The sequence below is a fragment of the Mycoplasma sp. 1232 genome (assembly GCF_034863345.1).
GTDB lineage: Bacteria > Bacillota_I > Bacilli_A > Mycoplasmatales > Metamycoplasmataceae > Mycoplasmopsis.
Genome location: NZ_JAYFFB010000003.1, coordinates 52,524 through 71,326, shown reverse-complemented (window position 1 = coordinate 71,326; position 18,803 = coordinate 52,524). Strand labels below are relative to the sequence as shown.

Sequence of the window (18,803 nt, the reverse complement as noted above, 5' to 3'; positions counted from 1 at the left end):
CATTTATAACCATATACACACCAGTTTTGGTGTGTATTTTCTTATTTTCTTTGAGAGAAAGAAATATTTTTAAAAACGGGAATATTTTAAAAAAAAAAACAATAAAAAATATATAATTAAAATGTAAATAATAGACCTTAAATTCTATTATTTATTTTTTTTAATATATTAAAAACACAAGGAAAGATATGAAACAAAACTTTTATGCAATAGAGTTTGATAATATTTCTAAATCTTTCGGTTCTATTAAGGCTAACCAGAATATTAGCTTTAAAGTAGAAAAAGGCACAGTTCACGCTTTAATTGGTGAAAATGGTGCCGGAAAAAGTACTTTAATGTCTATATTATTCGGGTTGTATGAACCTGATGAAGGAATTATCAAAGTAAATGAAAAAGAAGTTTTAATCAAAGGTCCTAATGATGCTAATAGATTAGGTATTGGTATGGTGCACCAACACTTTAAACTTGTTGATGTATATACAAACCTTGAAAACATTGTTTTAGGAGCTGAGGATAGAAATAAATTTACTAGAATCATTGATTTTAAGCCGGCTATTGAAAAAATCAAAACAATTCAAGAAATGTTCGACTTACATTTTGATCTTAATAGACTAACTGGTAAGGAAACAGTTGCAACTCAACAAAAAGTTGAGATTATGAAAATGTTATATCGTGATTCAGATATCTTAATTTTCGATGAACCAACTGCTGTTTTAACAGATCAAGAAATTCAAGGTCTATTGAATACGTTTAAATTGTTTAGAGAACAAGGAAAAACAATTTTATTTATTTCTCATAAACTTGCCGAAATTAAAGAAGTTGCTGATAATGCAACAGTTTTAAGGCATGGTAAGGTTGTAGGAAACTTTAAAGTAGCAGATGTTTCTATTGAAGAAATGGCTAGCCGTATGGTTGGTGGTGATGTTGAAATTATTAGAAATGAATACTCAGACACATCACAAAATGAAGTTATTTTCAAATTAGATAACATTTCTACAGATGGTGAAAAACCATTAAAAAATGTTAATTTAGAAGTAAGAAGTGGTGAAATTGTTGCTATTGCCGGAGTTGAAGGTAATGGGCAAACTGACTTAGAAAAAGTTGTTAGTGGAATGATTAAACCAACAACAGGTCAAATCCTTTATAAAAAGACACCACTTGTTAAAGAAAGAATGCAATCAATCCAAAAATCAAAAACAAGAAAAAATATAATCATGTTATTGGTTTCGTTATTTGTATTCTTATACTCAGGATTAGGTTTATTAGCTGCATCTAATTATGCAGAAAACTCTAATGCTGCAATCATGAATATTGGTGGAGGAATGCTAATTGCATTTAGCATAATTCTTCTTATATTGATTTTATTTTCAATATATGGACCACAATTTAAAGAAAAAACTATTTTTGCAAGGTCTAGCTTACAAAAAGAAATGACTAAGAAACAATATGTTGTTTTCAAGTTCACATTCATCGCAGTATTCTTGTTTGCTTTAATTGCCTTGCTATCTGTTTTTGGAATTTTATCATTCACAAAAACAGCTTCAATAATTGCATTAGTTTCTGGACTTATTGGAATTTGCTTATTAGTATTAACAATATGCTTATTATCAGTTAACAAATTATTGAATTTCAAAAATACATATAAAAAACTTTTAAACCGTAACAAATCATTCGTTACATTATCAAGTTTTTCTTTATCATTTGCAACTATTTCAATAGCCTTAGCAAGTGTTGTTGCATTTTCATCAGCAACTGCAGTTATTATGGGATTAACTATCTTATTCACTGTTTTATCATTTATCTTTACAGTAAGTGCATTAGCCACATATTTCTACTTATCAGATATAAATGAAAAACCAGAGAAAAATGATGACTTCTTAGTTATTAATGAATTATCAGTTTATGATATTTCTAAATTAGGTCTTTCATTTATTCCGAGTGATAGACATAAACATGGATTGGTTCTTGATTATAATATTAAAAACAACACTGTTTTACGTAGACTTTGAGATAAAAAATACAATAAATTTGGTATTTTTAACTCTAAGTCAGTACAAGAAGATACAGAAGATATTATCAAGAAATTTGACGTTCGTGGAGCAAGAAATGGATATTCAATGTCCAGATCCCTTTCAGGAGGTAACCAACAAAAATTCATTGTAGGTCGTGAAATGAACTCACCACATGATTTCATTTTAATCTTACAACCAACACGTGGACTTGATGTTGGAGCCATTAAAAATATCCATGAAAGAATACTTAAGGAAAAAGCTGAAGGTAAAGCAATCTTATTAATTTCATATGAATTAGATGAAGTTCTAGCTTTAGCTGATAAAATCGCCGTAATTAATACAGGTGAAATTTTAACTGTTAGAGAAGCTAAAGACCTTACAAGAACAGAAATTGGAGTTTATATGGCTCATAAAAAAGGAGGTGAATAATGTTTACATTAACTGCAAATAAAGTTATGAAAAACTTTATGTTTGAAGACAAAAAATCAGCAAGAAGAAAACTTTATTCATCTTTATGAGCTGTTGTAATTGGTTTACTATTTGCATCAGTTATTTATTGAATTAAGGGTATTGTATCTGGTGTTGATACAAGTATCTTTAGTTTTATTCAAAATGTTTTCAATTTTGCATTTAGAAAAACTTTATTCAACAATACTTTATTACTTATTGTTTTCTTTTCATTAACTGGTTTCTCAGTTTCTATAGCATTTAAATCGGGACTTTTTAACATTGGAGTTGCCGGTCAAATGATGCTACCTGGAATTTTATTCTTTGCTATTTTAGCAGGGACAAGAGTTATACCGGAAGATGTTTCACTAGGTTTCTTATTTGGAATGTTATTTATGAGCATTCTTATAGGAGCTATCATTGGAGCAGTCCCAGGGATTTTGAAAGCATACTTCAATGTACATGAAGTTATTTCAACAATTTTTCTTAACTGAATTATTACTTTTATTGGTATTTGATTATTTACTGATTCAAACGAAATATTCATGCCAATTACAAATACAGATGTAAGAACTTGAATCGGATTAGAACACGGTGTTTCAGGTAGTCTTATATTAACTAAATTAGACAATCAACTTGGTATTAGTGTTGAAAAATTATTTATTTACATTGGACTTGGATTAACTGCGATATTAGCATTAGTAATTTGATTTGTATATTCAAAGACAACACTTGGCTACAAAATCAAAATGGTTGGGTTAAATAAAACTAATTCAAAATATGTAGGAACTAATGAAAAATTAGTTACAACTGCTGTCATGGCAATTTCTGGAGGATTAGCAGGTCTTGCTGGTTTCTTCTATATTGTTATTTGACAAAAGCAATTAATCATTAAACCACAAGCTCCATTGGCTGTTGGTTTCGAATCAATTGCTATCGCGCTTATTGCTCTTAATAATCCATTTGGTGTTATTGGTGCTTCATTCTTATATGCAATATTACAAAATTCACAATTAACATTTGCTTTTGATACAAGCAATGGGCCAACTGTATCAAAAGATTTCTTCCCAATTATTACAGGTATCATTATCTTTATGGCAGCATTATCAGTCATGTTCTATAAACTTAGACCAATGCATTATATTTGAAAACAAATTGTATTAATGTGTCATAAAGAATATTGACAAAATTTTGCAATATATCATAAATTCACGACAAGATCACATGTCAAAAAATCTTTCAGAAAAGCAAGAGCATTATATGTTGAAAAATTACTTTCTGAAAATTCAGAAATTTCAAATAAAGAAATTGATGAGAAATGTAATGCATACTTCAATGATTGAGTCATTGAATATAATAAAATGGTCGCAGAAAATAGAGAAAAAATAAACTCTCTTATTTCTGAATTACATGAATATAAAAAACAACAAAATAAAAAATTGCAAGATTTATCAACAAAATTACAATTTAAAGAATTTTATTCTGAACAATTAAATAAATTTGTTGAATATTGATCAATTAATGAACATGTTAAAGAATTAGATAATAATTCTCCTGCATACTTAAGAGCCTTAATGTTGGCTAAAGAAAAGGCTCATGCTGACTGAAGGTTACATGTTAAGGAAAATTATTTAGCAATATTTAATTCTGAGAAATTTAAAATTTTAGAGGAAGTTTCAAACGAAACAAAAAGAGTGGAATTTGAAATATTGGAATTAAAATCAAAAATTTCTAACACATCAATTAAAGATGAAATAAAAGTACTTCGTAAGTACTCAAAGGCAAAACGTGCAATATTTGCTAAATATAAACAAAATTATGAAAATAGAGTAGCTCAATTAATTGTTACTTTAAAAGGTCATTCAGCAGAAGAAAGAATGGCGATTTATGATGAGATTTCAAAAGAGAAATTTGCATTACAAAAAATTAGAACTGATTTAGGACTTGATGAATACTTAAGTGCTGTTCAAAAATCAAAAACACTTAGATCTTCAAGAAAAACTGTGTATGGTCAAGTTAAGACAAAAATTTACAATGATTTTATGCTTAAACATTTTGTTAATCCTTGAGATAACAGAGTAAAAAGAATTCAAGATCAAAAAGCAATAAATACTGAAGGGGATAATTAATATGGAAACAGTAATTGGTTATACAGTTTTCTTCTTCTGTTTACTTTTATTAGGTTCAATATCAGGTATTTTCTCTGAAAGAGCAGGAATTGTTAACATCGCTATTAATGGTTTCATGGTTTTTGGTGCGATAATGTATGCTCTTTTCAGTACGATTATTACAGATTTAATATTTAAACAAACAGAAACATCAATGTTTTGACAAATTCCAATAACATTATTGACTGTTGGTGCGTCAGCATTATTCTCATTATTATTTGGTCTTGCGACAATTAAGTTAAAATCAAATCAAACAATTTCAGGTTTTGCTATCGGATTGTTATCAACAGGTATAGCTGCGTTATTAGTGTTATTCTTGCTTGAAATTCAAGATAGTGGACAATCTATAACATTTTGAGATAGAGGAGAATTAGCATTATCTTCATCTGTAGGTTCATATAAAAATATTGTGTCATTTAAGACATTTATCACAATCGTAGTAGTTTTCGCTTCATGATTTGCTTTAAGAAAAACTAAATGAGGTTTAAGATTTAGAGCTATAGGTGAAAATCCACAAGCAGCTGATGTTGCTGGAATTAATGTTAACAGAATTAAATGACAAGCAGTTATTTTAGCAGGTATGGTTGCAGGTTTAGCAGGTTCATTCTATGCACAATGTAATATTGAACCATTCTCAATATCAAAAGATGTTCAAGGTTTAGGTTTCTTAGCATTAGCAATTATGATTACATCTAGATGAAGAATTTCGATTTCTATCTTTGTTTCACTTGTATTCTCATTTATGTTATCATTCTCATTCTATGGAACATCTTTATTAAAACTTGATAAATACTCTGGTTTATTTAAAGCATTACCATATGCAATCACACTTATCATAATGATTTTCATTTCAAAAACATCTTCACAACCAGCTGCTGCTGGTATCCCATATGATAAATCACAAAGATAATGTGATATAAGAAACGAATTTATAAAAGTAGTGAACAAGAAATTAAATTGTTCACTATTTTTTTATTATTATTTTGTAATACTCAACTAAATATTATCTATAATCTTCATCTTCCTCGGTATATTCATCATCTAAATGTACTTCATGAAAGTCATTACCCCCTCCTGAAATCACTACCCGTCTTACCTGTAACAATATTAAAGTGACTTTTTTCTCATTCGTGTTCTTCGGCATAACAAGGTTTATAATCAAAATGGAAATATTTCGGTATGCGAGGGTCGCTAGGTAGGTATAATTTTAAATTGTCTGAATTACTGTTATTTTCGAAGAATAATCATGGATTAACAAATCCTAATTCTATAACACACATTTTAACTTGTGATTGAGTTGTTTTCTCAAGAATGCCTTCATCATTTACTAAATGCGAAATACACACCTTCTCAAAGTATTTCATATACAAATCCTTTGTGTATGAAACCGTAGACTATCTGAAGCTATCTAAATCCTGAACTGCGATTGTTTCTAAATCGTTATTTGTAGTAGCACTTGCTTGATATACCGCCAATAGATGCTGATGCTATTGTAGAAAACCCTAATATAAGAAAAATTTTTTTAATTTTTCATTTTTTAAACATAAGATAACCTTTCTCTAAAATATTATTTTTGATTTATTTAATATATCCTGTTTATATGCCTTATCAAGATTGTGGATCACTTTTTAATAAGAAAATATTTTATTTTTTTCACATTCGTGAAAAATTAAGAAAAAGTTACTTGTATGTTTAAATATCCGACTAACTAATATGTTTAAATTTGTAAAAAACTATATAAAATATTAAATTATGTTTAAGATAAGAAATTTAAGTAAAAATACGTGAAAAGGACTAGCTCATATTATTTGATCTAACTCAAATTATGATGATAATTTATCTCCATATTCTAAGAGAATTCAACTTTTTTCATACATTTATGCAGCTATAATAACATTTGCTTGTTTAGTTTCTTTCTTTTCACTGATTACAGTTAAAGAGGGGCCGAACAAAGCTCATTTTGATCGTTTTCTAGTTGTTGTCCAAGTCATTACATTCTTTATATTTATAGTAGATTACTTTCTACACTTTATTACTTACAAGTATTTATATACAGATGGAAAGACTAAAGTCTGAAAAATCGTACTGAAGTATATTTTTTCATTCAATGGAATTTGCATTTTATTCTGTATTTTAGCTTCACTCTATGCAATCAGTTTTATTATGCCTGCATCAGAAGAAATTGCATATAACAAAAATGAAGAAGCAAAAATTTTCCATTTATTTAAATCATTTAACGTATTTAAAATTATCCGTTTCTTCTTTGTTTTAACATTATTTGCACCATTCCAAATTATTATTAATGTGTTTAAAAAACAAAGACAGATATTAACTTACATTTTTATATTAATCCTTATTTTAATTTTCTTATTTGCTTTATTAATTTGAAACAATGAAAAAAATCACTTAAAACAATCTCAAATTCAATACATCATTGATCACAAATGAGATCAAACATTTAATTTAGAGTATTTCAAAGAAATTAACAATCAAGAATACATTCAAAGAATACAAGACGCAACAAGATCTCATGATAAAGCTGTGGTTATCTTTGATTATTTATCATCAGTAAGTTATGCAGATTTACCAAATGACAATATTATTGGTTATATGGATGGATTTTTAGGTCTAGAATTTGGTTACGTAACTACATTTGGTTCATCTTTATACTATGTAACAATTACACTAACAACAATTGGTTATGGCGATTTTACACCTCATGCATCTATAACAAGAGGAATTATTTCATTCTTATCATTAATGTCTGTTGCAATTATTGCTATTCCATCAGGTCTTATTGCTGGGGCATTTTTAGTAGAAATGCAAAAACATATTTCAACTGCAGGTAACAAAAAATCAAGATTTGGATTTAGAAAAAAATCAGATGATGCTGATAATCAAACAAATCAATCAGAATCTAATGAACCTGCAACAACTTCAGTAGAAAACTCACAAAATACACAAGAAACTCGAAAGGAACAAAATGATTAAATTAGGATCACACATAGGATTTAAAGCTCCAGATTATTTATATGCATCAGGTAAGGAAGCTATCAGTTATGGTGCTAACACTTTTATGATTTATTTAGGAGCGCCCCAAAACACAAACAGAGTTGATGTATCTAAATACAATTTAGAAAAATATGAAGAAGAGTTTTCTTCAATTATCCCTAAAGAAGATATTATTGTTCACGCACCATATATTGTTAATCCGGCCAATCCAGAAAAATCAACTTTTGCTAAAGATTTCTTAATTCAAGAAGTTCAAAGAATGGAAAAAGCAGGATTCAAATATTTAGTTCTACACCCCGGTGCAGCAGTTGGACACCCAACTGAGGAAGCACTAGATACATTAATTGACACTTTAAATGAAATAATTAAAAATACAAATAATGTTGTTATTTGTATTGAAACAATGTCTGGAAAAGGCACTGAAATTGGTGTTGATTTTGAACAAATTGCTTATGTTCTTAAATGAGTTAACTCAGATAGAGTTCAAATTTGTTTAGATACTTGTCATATGTGAGATGCAGGTTATGATCTTCAAGAATATGAAGAATTTAAAAAAGAATTGCTCAAATGAGATTTACTTAAGAGAGTTAAGGTTATCCATTTAAATGATTCGAAACACGAAATTGCTTCACATAAAGATAGGCACGCAAATATTGGCAAGGGAGCAATTGGATACGAAACATTAAAACAATTTGTTCATGATCCTGATTTTGATAATATCCCAATTATCCTTGAAACACCAGTTCCAGAAACTGGACCAATTTATAAAGAAGAAATTGCTTGATTATTAGAAAAGTAATAATTTAAAGTTAATGAATAACACTTAATTATTGGACTTAAATACTTTTTGTATTTTTCAGTTATAGTTTATAATATATAAAAATATTTATAAATATTAATTTTCATTCAATGTAAAGGAGAAAAAATGGCTAGAGAAGGTTTCACATTAGTGTGTGTTGAATGTAAAATGGAAAACTACATTTCAAAGAAAAACAAAAAAACACACCCTGAAAAAATTGAGTTACTTAAATTTTGCGCAAAATGTAACGCTCACAAAACACACAGAGAAAAGAAATAGTCACATTTTTCTCTATAATAATTTCCAATCTAGCATCTGCTAGATTTTTATTTAAAATGCATAAAAGTTTTATAATTATTAAATAATTAACGATCAATAGGAGGAAACTATGGATAGAAGAAGACTAGATCAAATGTTTGAACAAACAGGAGCTGAAGTTTTAATTTCAGAAGCACCTCAAACAAGATTATGATATGCACACGTTCAAACATCAGATGGATATATTGCAATTGAAAAAGATAAAGCAACATTATTTGTTGATGGAAGATACATTGAATACGCAACAAAGCACGCTAAAAATGTTGATATTGTTTTAATCAAAGGAAACTCAATGAAAGAGTGATTTGATAAAAGAAACTTCAAGAAAATTGTGTTGGAAAAAAACTACTTAACAAAAGAAGTTCAAGACAGAATTGTATCAATGGTGCAACCTGAAGAAATTTCATGAGTTGATGCTCAAGATTTAAGAATTGTTAAATCAGCTGAAGAACTTAAATTAATGCAAAAAGTAATTGATATTTCTCTATCAGCACTTGAAGAATTTAAACAATGAGTTAAACCAGGTATTTCTGAAAAAGAAGCCGGAGCTTATTTAAATTATTTACTTAAGAAACACGGTGGAGATAAAGAAGGATTTGATGAAATAGTTGCAACAGCTTCATCGTCAGCTGAACCACACCACCATACAACTGATAAACTTCTAGAGGAAGGTGAATTACTTAAAGTTGACTTCGGTGCTAAATATAAGGGATATACAGCAGACATTACAAGAACATGAGTTTTAGGAGGAGAAGATAAAGTTAAAAATCCTAAAGCGCTTGAAATCTTAAATATTGTTAAAGAAGCTGCTGCAGCAGGTAGAAAAGCTGTAAGACCTGGTATTAAAGCTTGTGAAGTTGATAAAGTATGTAGAGATTACATTGCTTCAAAAGGATATGCAGATTACTTCTTACATTCAACAGGACACGGATTAGGAATTGATGTTCATGAATGACCATCAGTTTCACCTCATTCACAAACTGTTTTAGAACCTGGAATGATTATTACAGTTGAACCTGGAATTTACATTGAAGGTTTAGGTGGAGCTAGAATCGAAGACGATGTTCTAGTTACTGAAAATGGTCACTATGTATTTTCAAGACCAGATGAACAATAACAACAATAATTCACAAATAAATTATGATGGATACTTACAAGTGGATTCTATCCATCAAATTTATTTCAGTGTTAGCGGTAATCCGGATGGATTACCTGTTTTTATAATACATGGTGGACCAGGAGGTCAAAGTTCACTTAAATCACTTGAATTCTTTGATCTAAATTTCTATAAAGTCATTATGTTCGACCAAAGAGGTTGTGGTAAATCAAAACCTAGGTTTGAACTCCAGAAAAATAATACTGATCAATTAGTTGAAGATATAAGAAAACTCAAGGAACACTTAAATATAGATAAAATGATCCTGTTTGGTGGAAGCTGAGGAACAACTTTATCTCTAGCTTACGCAATTAAATATCCGGAAGATATATTACATTTGGTTTTACGTGGAATTTTCTTAGCTAGACAAGAGGATGTTGATTTTCTTTATGAAAAAGGTGCTTCATTTTTCTATCCAGAAAAACATGATGAATTTGCTTCCTATGTAAAAGATGTAAATGGAAATAGCATTTTAGAAAAATACTATTCATTATTAACTAGTGATGATTTAGAAAAAAAATATAAAGCAGGTAGGGCTTTTGCAAAATGAGAAGAATCAATTGTTTCTATAATTCCTAAATTATTTGAATCAACTGATGAAGATGATTATCAAATTTCATTAATGGAATCACATTATTTTGTCAATAAATCATTTTTACCATCAGATAACTATATATTAGAGAATGCGCACAAAATAAAACACATTCCAACAGATATAGTTCACGGAAGAAATGATATTGATACAAGACCTATTGGTGCCTATTTACTATCTAAAGAATTAGATAATTGTAACTTATATTTCATAGAACAAGCCGGGCACACACAATGGGATATAAACAATAAAAATAAATTAATTCAAATCTTTAATGAACTTAAAGAGACATATAAATAATTCAATTTCCAAGATGCTTATCTTGGATTTTTAATAATTTTTATTTGCTTTATTAAAATGTGCTATAATAGTCTCGAACCAAATTAATACCGAAATAAAAAATATAAAAATAATTTTGAAAAAATAATTTTTATGTATAATATATTAGCAAATCAAAATGCCGATTTAGCTCAGCGGTAGAGCAGCTGGCTGTTAACCAGTTGGTCGTTGGTTCAATCCCAATAATCGGCGCCATTTATGGTCTGTTGGTGAAGCGGTTAACACACATGGTTTTCATCCATGCATACACGGGTTCGATCCCCGTACAGACTGCCATTTTTGGAAGATTAGCTCAGCTGGGAGAGCGTCGCCCTTACAAGGCGAATGTCATGGGTTCGAGTCCCTTATCTTCCACCATTGCCGTCTTAGCTCAGTTGGTAGAGCAACTGACTTGTAATCAGTAGGTCGTAGGTTCGAGTCCTATAGACGGCACCAAGCATGGTGCTTTTTTTATACCTTTCAGCACTAAAAATATGCGCGAATGGTGAAATTGGCAGACACGCTAGATTTAGGCTCTAGTGCCTTACGGTATGAGGGTTCGAGTCCCTCTTCGCGCACCATTAAAATATTGTTTTAATATAAAATAGTCGAATAAGTCATCACGCAACAAAATGTGTGATTTTTTTATTTCCTGTAAATATGTGAATTAAAACACAATATGGTCACTATGATGGTTTTAATATTCATCTGATTGATGCAAAAAGAGGTATCTACTCAAAATCAGATCTTAGAGGTACAGTTCAGGAAGTAATTATCACAAATTATGATATTTAATTAGTAAGATTATTTTCTAAATAAACAAAATAAAAAAATATTTGCTTTTCTAATTTAGTTCAACCACTTTATTGAAGTGGCTTTTTAATTTTTTACATCTTGCACACTATGTAAAAGCTATTTATTATGATCATAAAATAAAGTAAAATAATAGTTATGTATAAACACGAAATTAAGGAAATAAAATCAAATTTAAAAAAGCTTAAAGAAGAAACATTAAACAACAGAGAACTAATTTATGAAGCTCTCAAAAAAGATTTAAATAAAAATCCCTTAGAAGCTGAAGCTACTGAAGTAGGTCAAGTTTTAAATGAACTTAATTTATATATTAGAAAGGTAAAAAGATGATGAAAAAATAAAAGAGTAACAAACTCAATTCAGACTTTTTACAGCAAGACATACATAAAAAGCGAACCATACGGAAATGTTCTAATTGTATGTCCTTGAAATTATCCATTCAATTTATCTCTTGTTCCTGTTATTAATGCAATAGGAGCAGGTAATAATGTAATATTAAAATTATCTGAATTATGTCCTAACACAAATCAGGTTGTTAAAAAGATTTTAACAAGCGTTTTCAATAGTACACAAGTCAAAATCTATGAAGGCGACAAAGAAATAGTTGGGCAAATTTTCTCCGAAAATAAGATTGATTTTATTTTCTTTACAGGTTCAGAAAAAATTGGACAAATTTATTATAAGAAAGCTGCTGAATTATTAATTCAATGTGTATTGGAATTAGGTGGAAAATCGCCTTTTATTGTTGGATACACAGCAGATGTGGAAGAAGCAGCTAACAAATTGGTTTTAGGAAAATTACTTAATGCAGGTCAAACATGCATTGCGCCTGATTATGTATTAGTGCATAAAGAGAAAAAAGAAGAGTTAATTCAGGAAATTAACAATTCATACCATTCTATTTTTAAAGAAAAAAATGCAATGAATGAGGATGTTGCAAGAATTGTAAATAAGGAACATTACGATAGATTAGTTAAATTAGCACCACAAGCTAAAAGGAATGAAGAAACATTACAATTTGATTTAAATATCTTAGAATTATCAGATAATACAACTCAGAAAGTTATGTCTGAAGAAATTTTTGGACCATTGTTGCCTATTATTACTTTTAATGAGTTAGACGATGCAGTTAAATTTGTAAATTCAAAATCTGAACCATTAACAGCTTACTTGTTCACGAGAAATGGTTATGAAATTGATAAAGTAACTAATGAAATTAAAGCTGGTTCAATAGTAATAAACGACATACTTTTACAACTACAAAATAGACGTTTAGCGTTTGGTGGTAGAGGTAAAAGTGGAATTGGTAAGTATAGAGGTAAAGCTGGTTTTGATACATTCACACACAAAAAACCTGTAATTTATAAAACACAAGTCTATAAAGAAAAGAGAACTTTAAAGATATTGCAAAATAAACCAAAAATACTCAAACTACTTCAAATTTTCAATAAATGATATTAGACATTTAGGCCTACTAGATAGGTCTTTTTTATTTATTAAATTAATAATTTAATAAATAGGAATTATTATAAAATTAATAATATGAAAACAAAGGTAACAGCTAAGCTTATGTCGTCATTATCGGAGTGAGGACTATTACGTAAATGAACTATTAAGAATATGGTTTTTATAGCCATCTTAATTGCTATATCAGTTAGCTTTACCGTTGTTGCAGCTCAGTTAATGCCTATTGTTAATATTCCATCATTCAAATTCTCATTTATAGGATTACCTGTAAAAATCACAGGTTTTGTTTTTGGACCTGTCATTGGAGTTTTTGTTGGCGTTGTATCAGATTTATTATCGTTACTTTTTGTTCCACCTGTTGGTTATAACCCGATGTACACTCTAGCGACAGCTATTAACGGTCTTATTTCAGGTATCTTCGGACTTTACTTTGTGTCGTTTTTACAATATGCTTTCAGTAAGGAATATAGACTTGAAAGAATTTCAATTAAAATTACTTTATTAGCTCAGAAATATAGAAAGCTTTCTAAAAATGAAGCTACTATGGAAAAAGCTTTTAAAGTTGGCGATAAGTTAATTAAACTTAATTCAAAAAGAGCATTCATCAGAGATGATAATTCAAAAGACATCTTAAAGAATGTTTATACCACTGCAGCAGTCTTTTTAATATCATTTGTAATTATTATAATAACTTACTATGTAGGTTTTTGAGTTCCAGATAAATATATTGAAAAAGGTTTAATTCCAAATCGTTGAGGATTACTTGCTTTAATGATTACAGGGATGTCATTATTACTTATTTTCATAATTGTCGCAAGATTCAAAATGAGGGTTGAGCGCTTCTTAATATTTGTCCCGATTATAGTGTTCTCTGCTTTCTTGGAACTTATTAATATACCAATTTTATCTCTTGGCGATAATATGAGTTTAGGAAATGGAGAAACAAAAGATATTTTCTTGTGAATAACGCAACATATTATTTCCAGTCCTGTTAAGATTTGATTTAACGTTTTTGTTATTTACTATTCATATTCAATCATTATTAAGTTGATTAAGAAAAATTCAAAATTAGGATACTAATGAAAAATAAAGATCTTCAATTAACAATTTCAAATATCTTTATAAAAAAGAGTGAGGAGCAAGATAAATGACCTTACTCTTCTATTTCTATTCCTGAAATTAAAATCTATTCTAATTCAAAAACAGCCTTCTATATTTCCAAAGATAACAAAAATTTAACTTATAAAAAAGTTAGAAACTTTGAACTTAAGGACAAGAATTCATTTTTAACCCTATATAACTACAATAAATTAATTGATGAAACAGATAGATACGATAATACTAATGATTTCACAAATAGAAAGAAAGATTTAGATTATATTAGTGACTATTTTGACCTTCTTGATATTAGTGATGACGATGATAACAACATTCCTTTAGTCGATATTTGACTTAGTTGTTTATCAGTTGTTAAGAATAAAGATAAGCTTTTAAAAGAACAAAAAGTTTATGAGCAATTTGCTCACCCACTAAAAAACCTTACATATGGACACATAAGTAATTTCATTAGCCACTTTAGTGAACTTTCAGATAACTTCAACGGTGACTTATCACACTTTTTCAATGCTGCTAAAGAAGCGTTTCTAAAAAAGGATAAACAAAACAAAGAAGTTCAATTAGGAAACATATTTTTCATTGCAAATGAGTTTAATAAAAACTTATTCAAAATCTTTATTGACTTGTTTAAAGTAGTTTCAAAAGAATTTATAGATATCTTAAACAACGTTGAAAATAATGCATTAAGTGATAAAAAAACTAAAATTCAAGAAAGTGAGTACAAACTTGAATTTATTGAAAAGATTAACAGCACAAGTATTGCAAAAGTAGAAAACGATCTCAAAATTAGAGACTTAAAGTTTGAGATTGCATTTTACAAAGAATATAAAGAACAACTCAAAGCTTATTCTCGGAAATACATTTTTTCAACTATTAAACAAATTAAAAAACAAATTAATGTTTTTGAAATTCAATCAAGAATTGCAGTCTTTAAAAGTCCTGAATATTTTGATTGTATAAAAGATATTTTAATTAAAAAACAAGAGCTCAAACTTTGAGAACAGAATTATTGAAATCTTAGATTCTTGAAGAAAGAAGATTTAGAACACCTTAAATCACAAATTGAGTCTGAAGTCAATATTTTCATCAATAAAAACTTTGGTGATATCAGAAATAAATATAAAAATACAACCGTAAGTAGGATTAAGAGTTTTATTTCTAGGGAATTTGATATTAATATCAATAGATTTATTAGTAAATCAAAAAGTAATTTTGAGTTTATTAAAAATCAAATTAGTAGCAATAAAGCAATAATTAAAACTATTCAATCTAAACGTTTTAACTATATATCAAGTTATAAAAATGAAGTTATGGTTCATGATTTTAGTCAAACAATTCAACTCGCAAATGCTGAATTAGAGTGAGAAACAAATACTCAAGAAAGATTGTTTAAGAATCTTATTAAAAATAAAGACAGGAAGCTCCAAGAATTTAATGCAAGTTATAAAAAGATTGAAAAAATGTTAGACAAAACAGTATCTGAACTTTCTGTTGTATTTAAAAATGATAATTCAGAAAACTTAACAAAAGTATTAAATAGTTTTGCTAATATTAAATTTTTAATGAAAAGCAGTTGAGTTTCTAAGATGTTATCAGATTTAATTGATTTTTCTAAAACAACTACAGCACCTAAGTTTGAGTTTGTTAAAGATTTAAGTGCAATGTTTAAATTTGTCGAAACATTTGAAAACTCGGCAATTACACACCACAAGTATTTAGAAAAATACAAGACTCTAGATACATTGGATAAAATCAAACTTAAAATTACAAAATTTGCATTGGATGAAATCAAGTTTTTATTCATCTCTGATGACATAAAAACAATTGCTCCTGAAGCTAGAAATGAATTCTATAGAGTTCTTTTCAAATTTGCTAATGCAAATAATATGAATATTATTATCATCACAGATGATCTTCAATTTATCAAAAATAGCTGTGATTATGTTTACTTCTTTGACGATACTCAAGTTCTTGAGTGAGGAAGGGTTTCTAAAGTATTTAACAAAACAGTTTCGCCGCTTGTTAAAATGCTTATTGAAGGCAAAATTCAATCACTTAACTCTCAAACAAACTCAAGTTATGTTGAGTCATTTGTTAAAAGAAACTCATTCTCAATTGATGATAATTTAGATCATTATGTTTACTGTACTCTTAAAGAATTTCAAACCTGAACTCATGTTATCCAAACAGTTAATGTAGAAAGTTCAATTGATTTAGGAGAAACTCAGACTCATACTTCATTAGTTAATCCAGATTTAGTAAGTGTATTTAATGAATCACAAGCTTTACTTACATCGCATGGAGTAAGTGTTAGAGAGAAAAAAGACAATCCAGTTTTGGAAGACTTAACTCTCTATAATGAACTTATTAATAATAAAAATTTAACTTCAATTTCGACAACTGAAGATGATGAAAATAATGAAGAATTAGCCTTTAGTTATGATGAAGAAACAAAATTGTAAAAACAACTTTGTATTTTGATTTTTAAAGTAAAATATTAAGCAAGGACAGAGGTACTTGCTTTTATTTTTTAATCGCAGGTTGAGAAATACTCTTATTAGCTGAACTGGGTAATGCCAGCGTAGCGAGTCTTTCTTTTTCGATGTCCTTTCATTCAAAAGAAAGGATTTTTTATTTCTATGAAAATAAAATCAAAAAGCTTACTATTTGGTGCAAGTTTACTTGCCCTAACAACATTACCAGCTGTTGCTGGTCAATGTTCTTCTGCAAGAGAAGATGAAAAAGTGACTACTTATACACTTTCTTTAATCAAACCTTATGGTATTGAAAATGCAGATACTTACAAAACTGAGTTAAATAATTTATTTAATTCAGAAATTCAAAAGATTGATAAATCAATCAAACTTAACATCAAGTTAGTTGAAGATGATTCATATAATGTTGCAAAAGATGAATTATTAAAAGGCGAAACTGATTTAGCTTTCATCAATTCAGGAACATTATTAAGCAAAAAAGATGAATTCATTTCAGAAAACTTATCAGTTGCACTTCAAACATTAACAAAACAATTTAAAGGTGACATTAAAGATGCAACTTATTCAAAAGATTCAGGTGCATCTTTAATGACGATTGCAGATGCTGAAAACGTATACTTCAAACAAAAAGACTGAGGGAACGGTTGAAATCAACCTGAGGGAGAATGAAATGGAAGCGTCTACCCTAGATTTTATTCAAATGAATTAGTACCATACCAAAGAGGATTAATTGCAATCGTTGCAACTCGCACTATGGCTGATGAAATTATTAAAGCTTGAAAAACTAAAGATTTAGAAAAATTTGTTTCATATGGAATAGGAATTGGTAAAAGCTCATCAGGAAGCAAATACCTATTACCAGAAGCATTATTTGCTAAAAACTTTAATACAGAAACAAACAAACCATTTGTTTCACTTGATCAATTAAGAGTTACATACTCAGATAAAATAAAACAAGCTAAATTAACTGAAGCTTCAACACAAGCTAATGCTAATATTCACATTTTCTTTGATAATGAAGGTTCTTATTCATATACAAAATATAAAGATAGTAAAGAGTTTTCATACAAGGTTAATCCAGAAGTTAGACCGGGTGAAGGAGGTCAACAGCAAGATATTTACTTCTTGACTGTAACAGACCCATTACCATACAATGTAGGAGTTTACAGTTCAAGAGTTACTGACAAAGCTAAAAAAGCTATTAACTCAGTGTTTAAATCATTGTCAGAACAAAATAGAGATATCTGAGGACCTAAAAATGGTTTCCACGGATACAAGTCAATTGATAATGAACAAACAGAATATTGAAATAAATTAAGTGAGATTTAAGAATGATAAAGTTTAAAGATGTAGTAATTAAATATAAAGATAATGAAAATTTTGATCTAAAAGATCTTAATTTTACTATCCCAAAAGGTCAATTAGTTGGTCTAATTGGAAAATCAGGAGCAGGAAAATCAACGATCCTTAAATCCTTTTATGACTTCAAAACTATAGCAAACGGTTCAGTCATTGTAGATGATTTAGATATTAAAAATTTAACGAAAAACAAAAAAAGAAAATATAAAAACCAAATCGAATATGTTGATCCTGATGGTTTAAATTTAGTTAATTACTCAACTTTTGATAATCTGAAATTTAATTACAAGCACTACAAAAACTTTATTTATAAGTTCTTTAAATTTATCGATAAGGAAACAAGAGATAAAATTTGAAATATTGCTGAAAGATTACAAATTTCTAACTTGCTCCTTGCACCAATAAATAAGTTATCTAGTGGTCAAAAACAAAGAGCTCAATTATTAATCAGTTTGATTAATGAACCACAAATTTTACTTGGAGATGAGCTCACAAGTAATTTAGATAACCAAAATTCACATAATGTTATGAAACTTTTAAAAGAGTTTTCTAAAGATAGATATACGATTATCGCAATTCATGATTTGAATTTAGCGGTCCAATACTGTGATAAGTTAATATCGCTTAAACGTGGAAAAGTGGATAAAGTATTTATTAAAGATGAATTTGATAAAAAACAAATAGAAAGTTATTTTGATGAACCAAACCAAGTTAACAAAATATCAAAATAA

14 protein-coding genes, 5 tRNA genes and 1 riboswitch are annotated in these 18,803 nt (G+C 28.4%); all 19 genes read left to right on the top strand.

The genetic code is table 4. The features are described 5' to 3' along the window. Positions 1 to 188: 188 nt before the first annotated feature. The 19 genes from VBM88_RS01220 (at position 189) to VBM88_RS01130 (ending at position 18,803) form a co-directional block, all read left to right on the top strand. Positions 189 to 2,441, top strand: coding sequence for an ATP-binding cassette domain-containing protein (locus VBM88_RS01220; protein WP_323680259.1), 2,253 nt, complete (start codon positions 189 to 191; stop codon positions 2,439 to 2,441). Beyond that, positions 2,441 to 4,588: an ABC transporter permease subunit gene (locus tag VBM88_RS01215; RefSeq protein ID WP_323188354.1), complete on the top strand. Its 2,148-nt coding sequence runs from the start codon at positions 2,441 to 2,443 to the stop codon at positions 4,586 to 4,588. Before VBM88_RS01220 ends, VBM88_RS01215 begins: the two co-directional genes overlap by 1 nt. A 1-nt stretch (position 4,589) precedes the next feature. After that, the gene (locus VBM88_RS01210) at positions 4,590 to 5,537 is read left to right on the top strand and encodes an ABC transporter permease (RefSeq protein WP_323188355.1); all 948 of its coding nucleotides are present in this window, start codon (positions 4,590 to 4,592) and stop codon (positions 5,535 to 5,537) included. 842 nt (positions 5,538 to 6,379) lie between these two features. Continuing rightward, positions 6,380 to 7,618, top strand: coding sequence for a potassium channel family protein (locus VBM88_RS01205; protein ID WP_323680258.1), 1,239 nt, complete (start codon positions 6,380 to 6,382; stop codon positions 7,616 to 7,618). Next, positions 7,611 to 8,438 (top strand): deoxyribonuclease IV, encoded by an 828-nt coding sequence (locus VBM88_RS01200; protein WP_323680257.1) that lies wholly within the window; start codon positions 7,611 to 7,613, stop codon positions 8,436 to 8,438. The genes VBM88_RS01205 and VBM88_RS01200 overlap by 8 nt, the downstream gene beginning before the upstream one ends. A gap of 126 nt (positions 8,439 to 8,564) precedes the next feature. Then, complete coding sequence (gene rpmG, locus VBM88_RS01195; protein WP_257088959.1) at positions 8,565 to 8,717, top strand: 50S ribosomal protein L33; 153 nt, start codon at positions 8,565 to 8,567, stop codon at positions 8,715 to 8,717. 109 nt (positions 8,718 to 8,826) lie between these two features. Further along, complete coding sequence (locus tag VBM88_RS01190) at positions 8,827 to 9,873, top strand: M24 family metallopeptidase (protein WP_323680256.1); 1,047 nt, start codon at positions 8,827 to 8,829, stop codon at positions 9,871 to 9,873. Further along, positions 9,863 to 10,804: a prolyl aminopeptidase gene (gene pip / locus VBM88_RS01185; protein ID WP_323680255.1), complete on the top strand. Its 942-nt coding sequence runs from the start codon at positions 9,863 to 9,865 to the stop codon at positions 10,802 to 10,804. Before VBM88_RS01190 ends, pip begins: the two co-directional genes overlap by 11 nt. Positions 10,805 to 10,963: 159 nt before the next feature. Further along, a tRNA-Asn gene (locus VBM88_RS01180) sits at positions 10,964 to 11,038 on the top strand. A gap of 5 nt (positions 11,039 to 11,043) precedes the next feature. After that, positions 11,044 to 11,119, top strand: a tRNA-Glu gene (locus VBM88_RS01175). A 5-nt stretch (positions 11,120 to 11,124) separates the two neighbouring features. Further along, a tRNA-Val gene (locus VBM88_RS01170) sits at positions 11,125 to 11,200 on the top strand. 2 nt (positions 11,201 to 11,202) lie between these two features. Further along, positions 11,203 to 11,278, top strand: a tRNA-Thr gene (locus tag VBM88_RS01165). A 40-nt stretch (positions 11,279 to 11,318) separates the two neighbouring features. Next, positions 11,319 to 11,403, top strand: a tRNA-Leu gene (locus VBM88_RS01160). Positions 11,404 to 11,482: 79 nt separating this feature from the next. After that, positions 11,483 to 11,617: a hypothetical protein gene (locus tag VBM88_RS01155; RefSeq protein ID WP_323680254.1), complete on the top strand. Its 135-nt coding sequence runs from the start codon at positions 11,483 to 11,485 to the stop codon at positions 11,615 to 11,617. A 156-nt stretch (positions 11,618 to 11,773) separates the two neighbouring features. After that, a complete protein-coding gene (locus tag VBM88_RS01150; protein ID WP_323680253.1) occupies positions 11,774 to 13,096 on the top strand; it encodes an aldehyde dehydrogenase family protein in 1,323 nt (440 codons plus the stop codon). Between the two features lie 108 nt (positions 13,097 to 13,204). After that, complete coding sequence (locus VBM88_RS01145) at positions 13,205 to 14,182, top strand: ECF transporter S component (protein ID WP_323680252.1); 978 nt, start codon at positions 13,205 to 13,207, stop codon at positions 14,180 to 14,182. Next, entirely contained in the window at positions 14,182 to 16,680 is a 2,499-nt protein-coding gene (locus tag VBM88_RS01140; RefSeq protein ID WP_323680251.1) for an MAG1360 family OppF-related protein, read from the top strand. The genes VBM88_RS01145 and VBM88_RS01140 overlap by 1 nt, the downstream gene beginning before the upstream one ends. A gap of 37 nt (positions 16,681 to 16,717) precedes the next feature. Continuing rightward, a riboswitch (TPP riboswitch) is annotated at positions 16,718 to 16,823 on the top strand. Between the two features lie 34 nt (positions 16,824 to 16,857). Continuing rightward, entirely contained in the window at positions 16,858 to 18,042 is a 1,185-nt protein-coding gene (cypl, locus tag VBM88_RS01135) for an ABC transporter thiamine pyrophosphate-binding lipoprotein p37/Cypl (protein WP_323680250.1), read from the top strand. A 2-nt stretch (positions 18,043 to 18,044) separates the two neighbouring features. Then, the gene (locus VBM88_RS01130) at positions 18,045 to 18,803 is read left to right on the top strand and encodes an ATP-binding cassette domain-containing protein (protein WP_323680249.1); all 759 of its coding nucleotides are present in this window, start codon (positions 18,045 to 18,047) and stop codon (positions 18,801 to 18,803) included.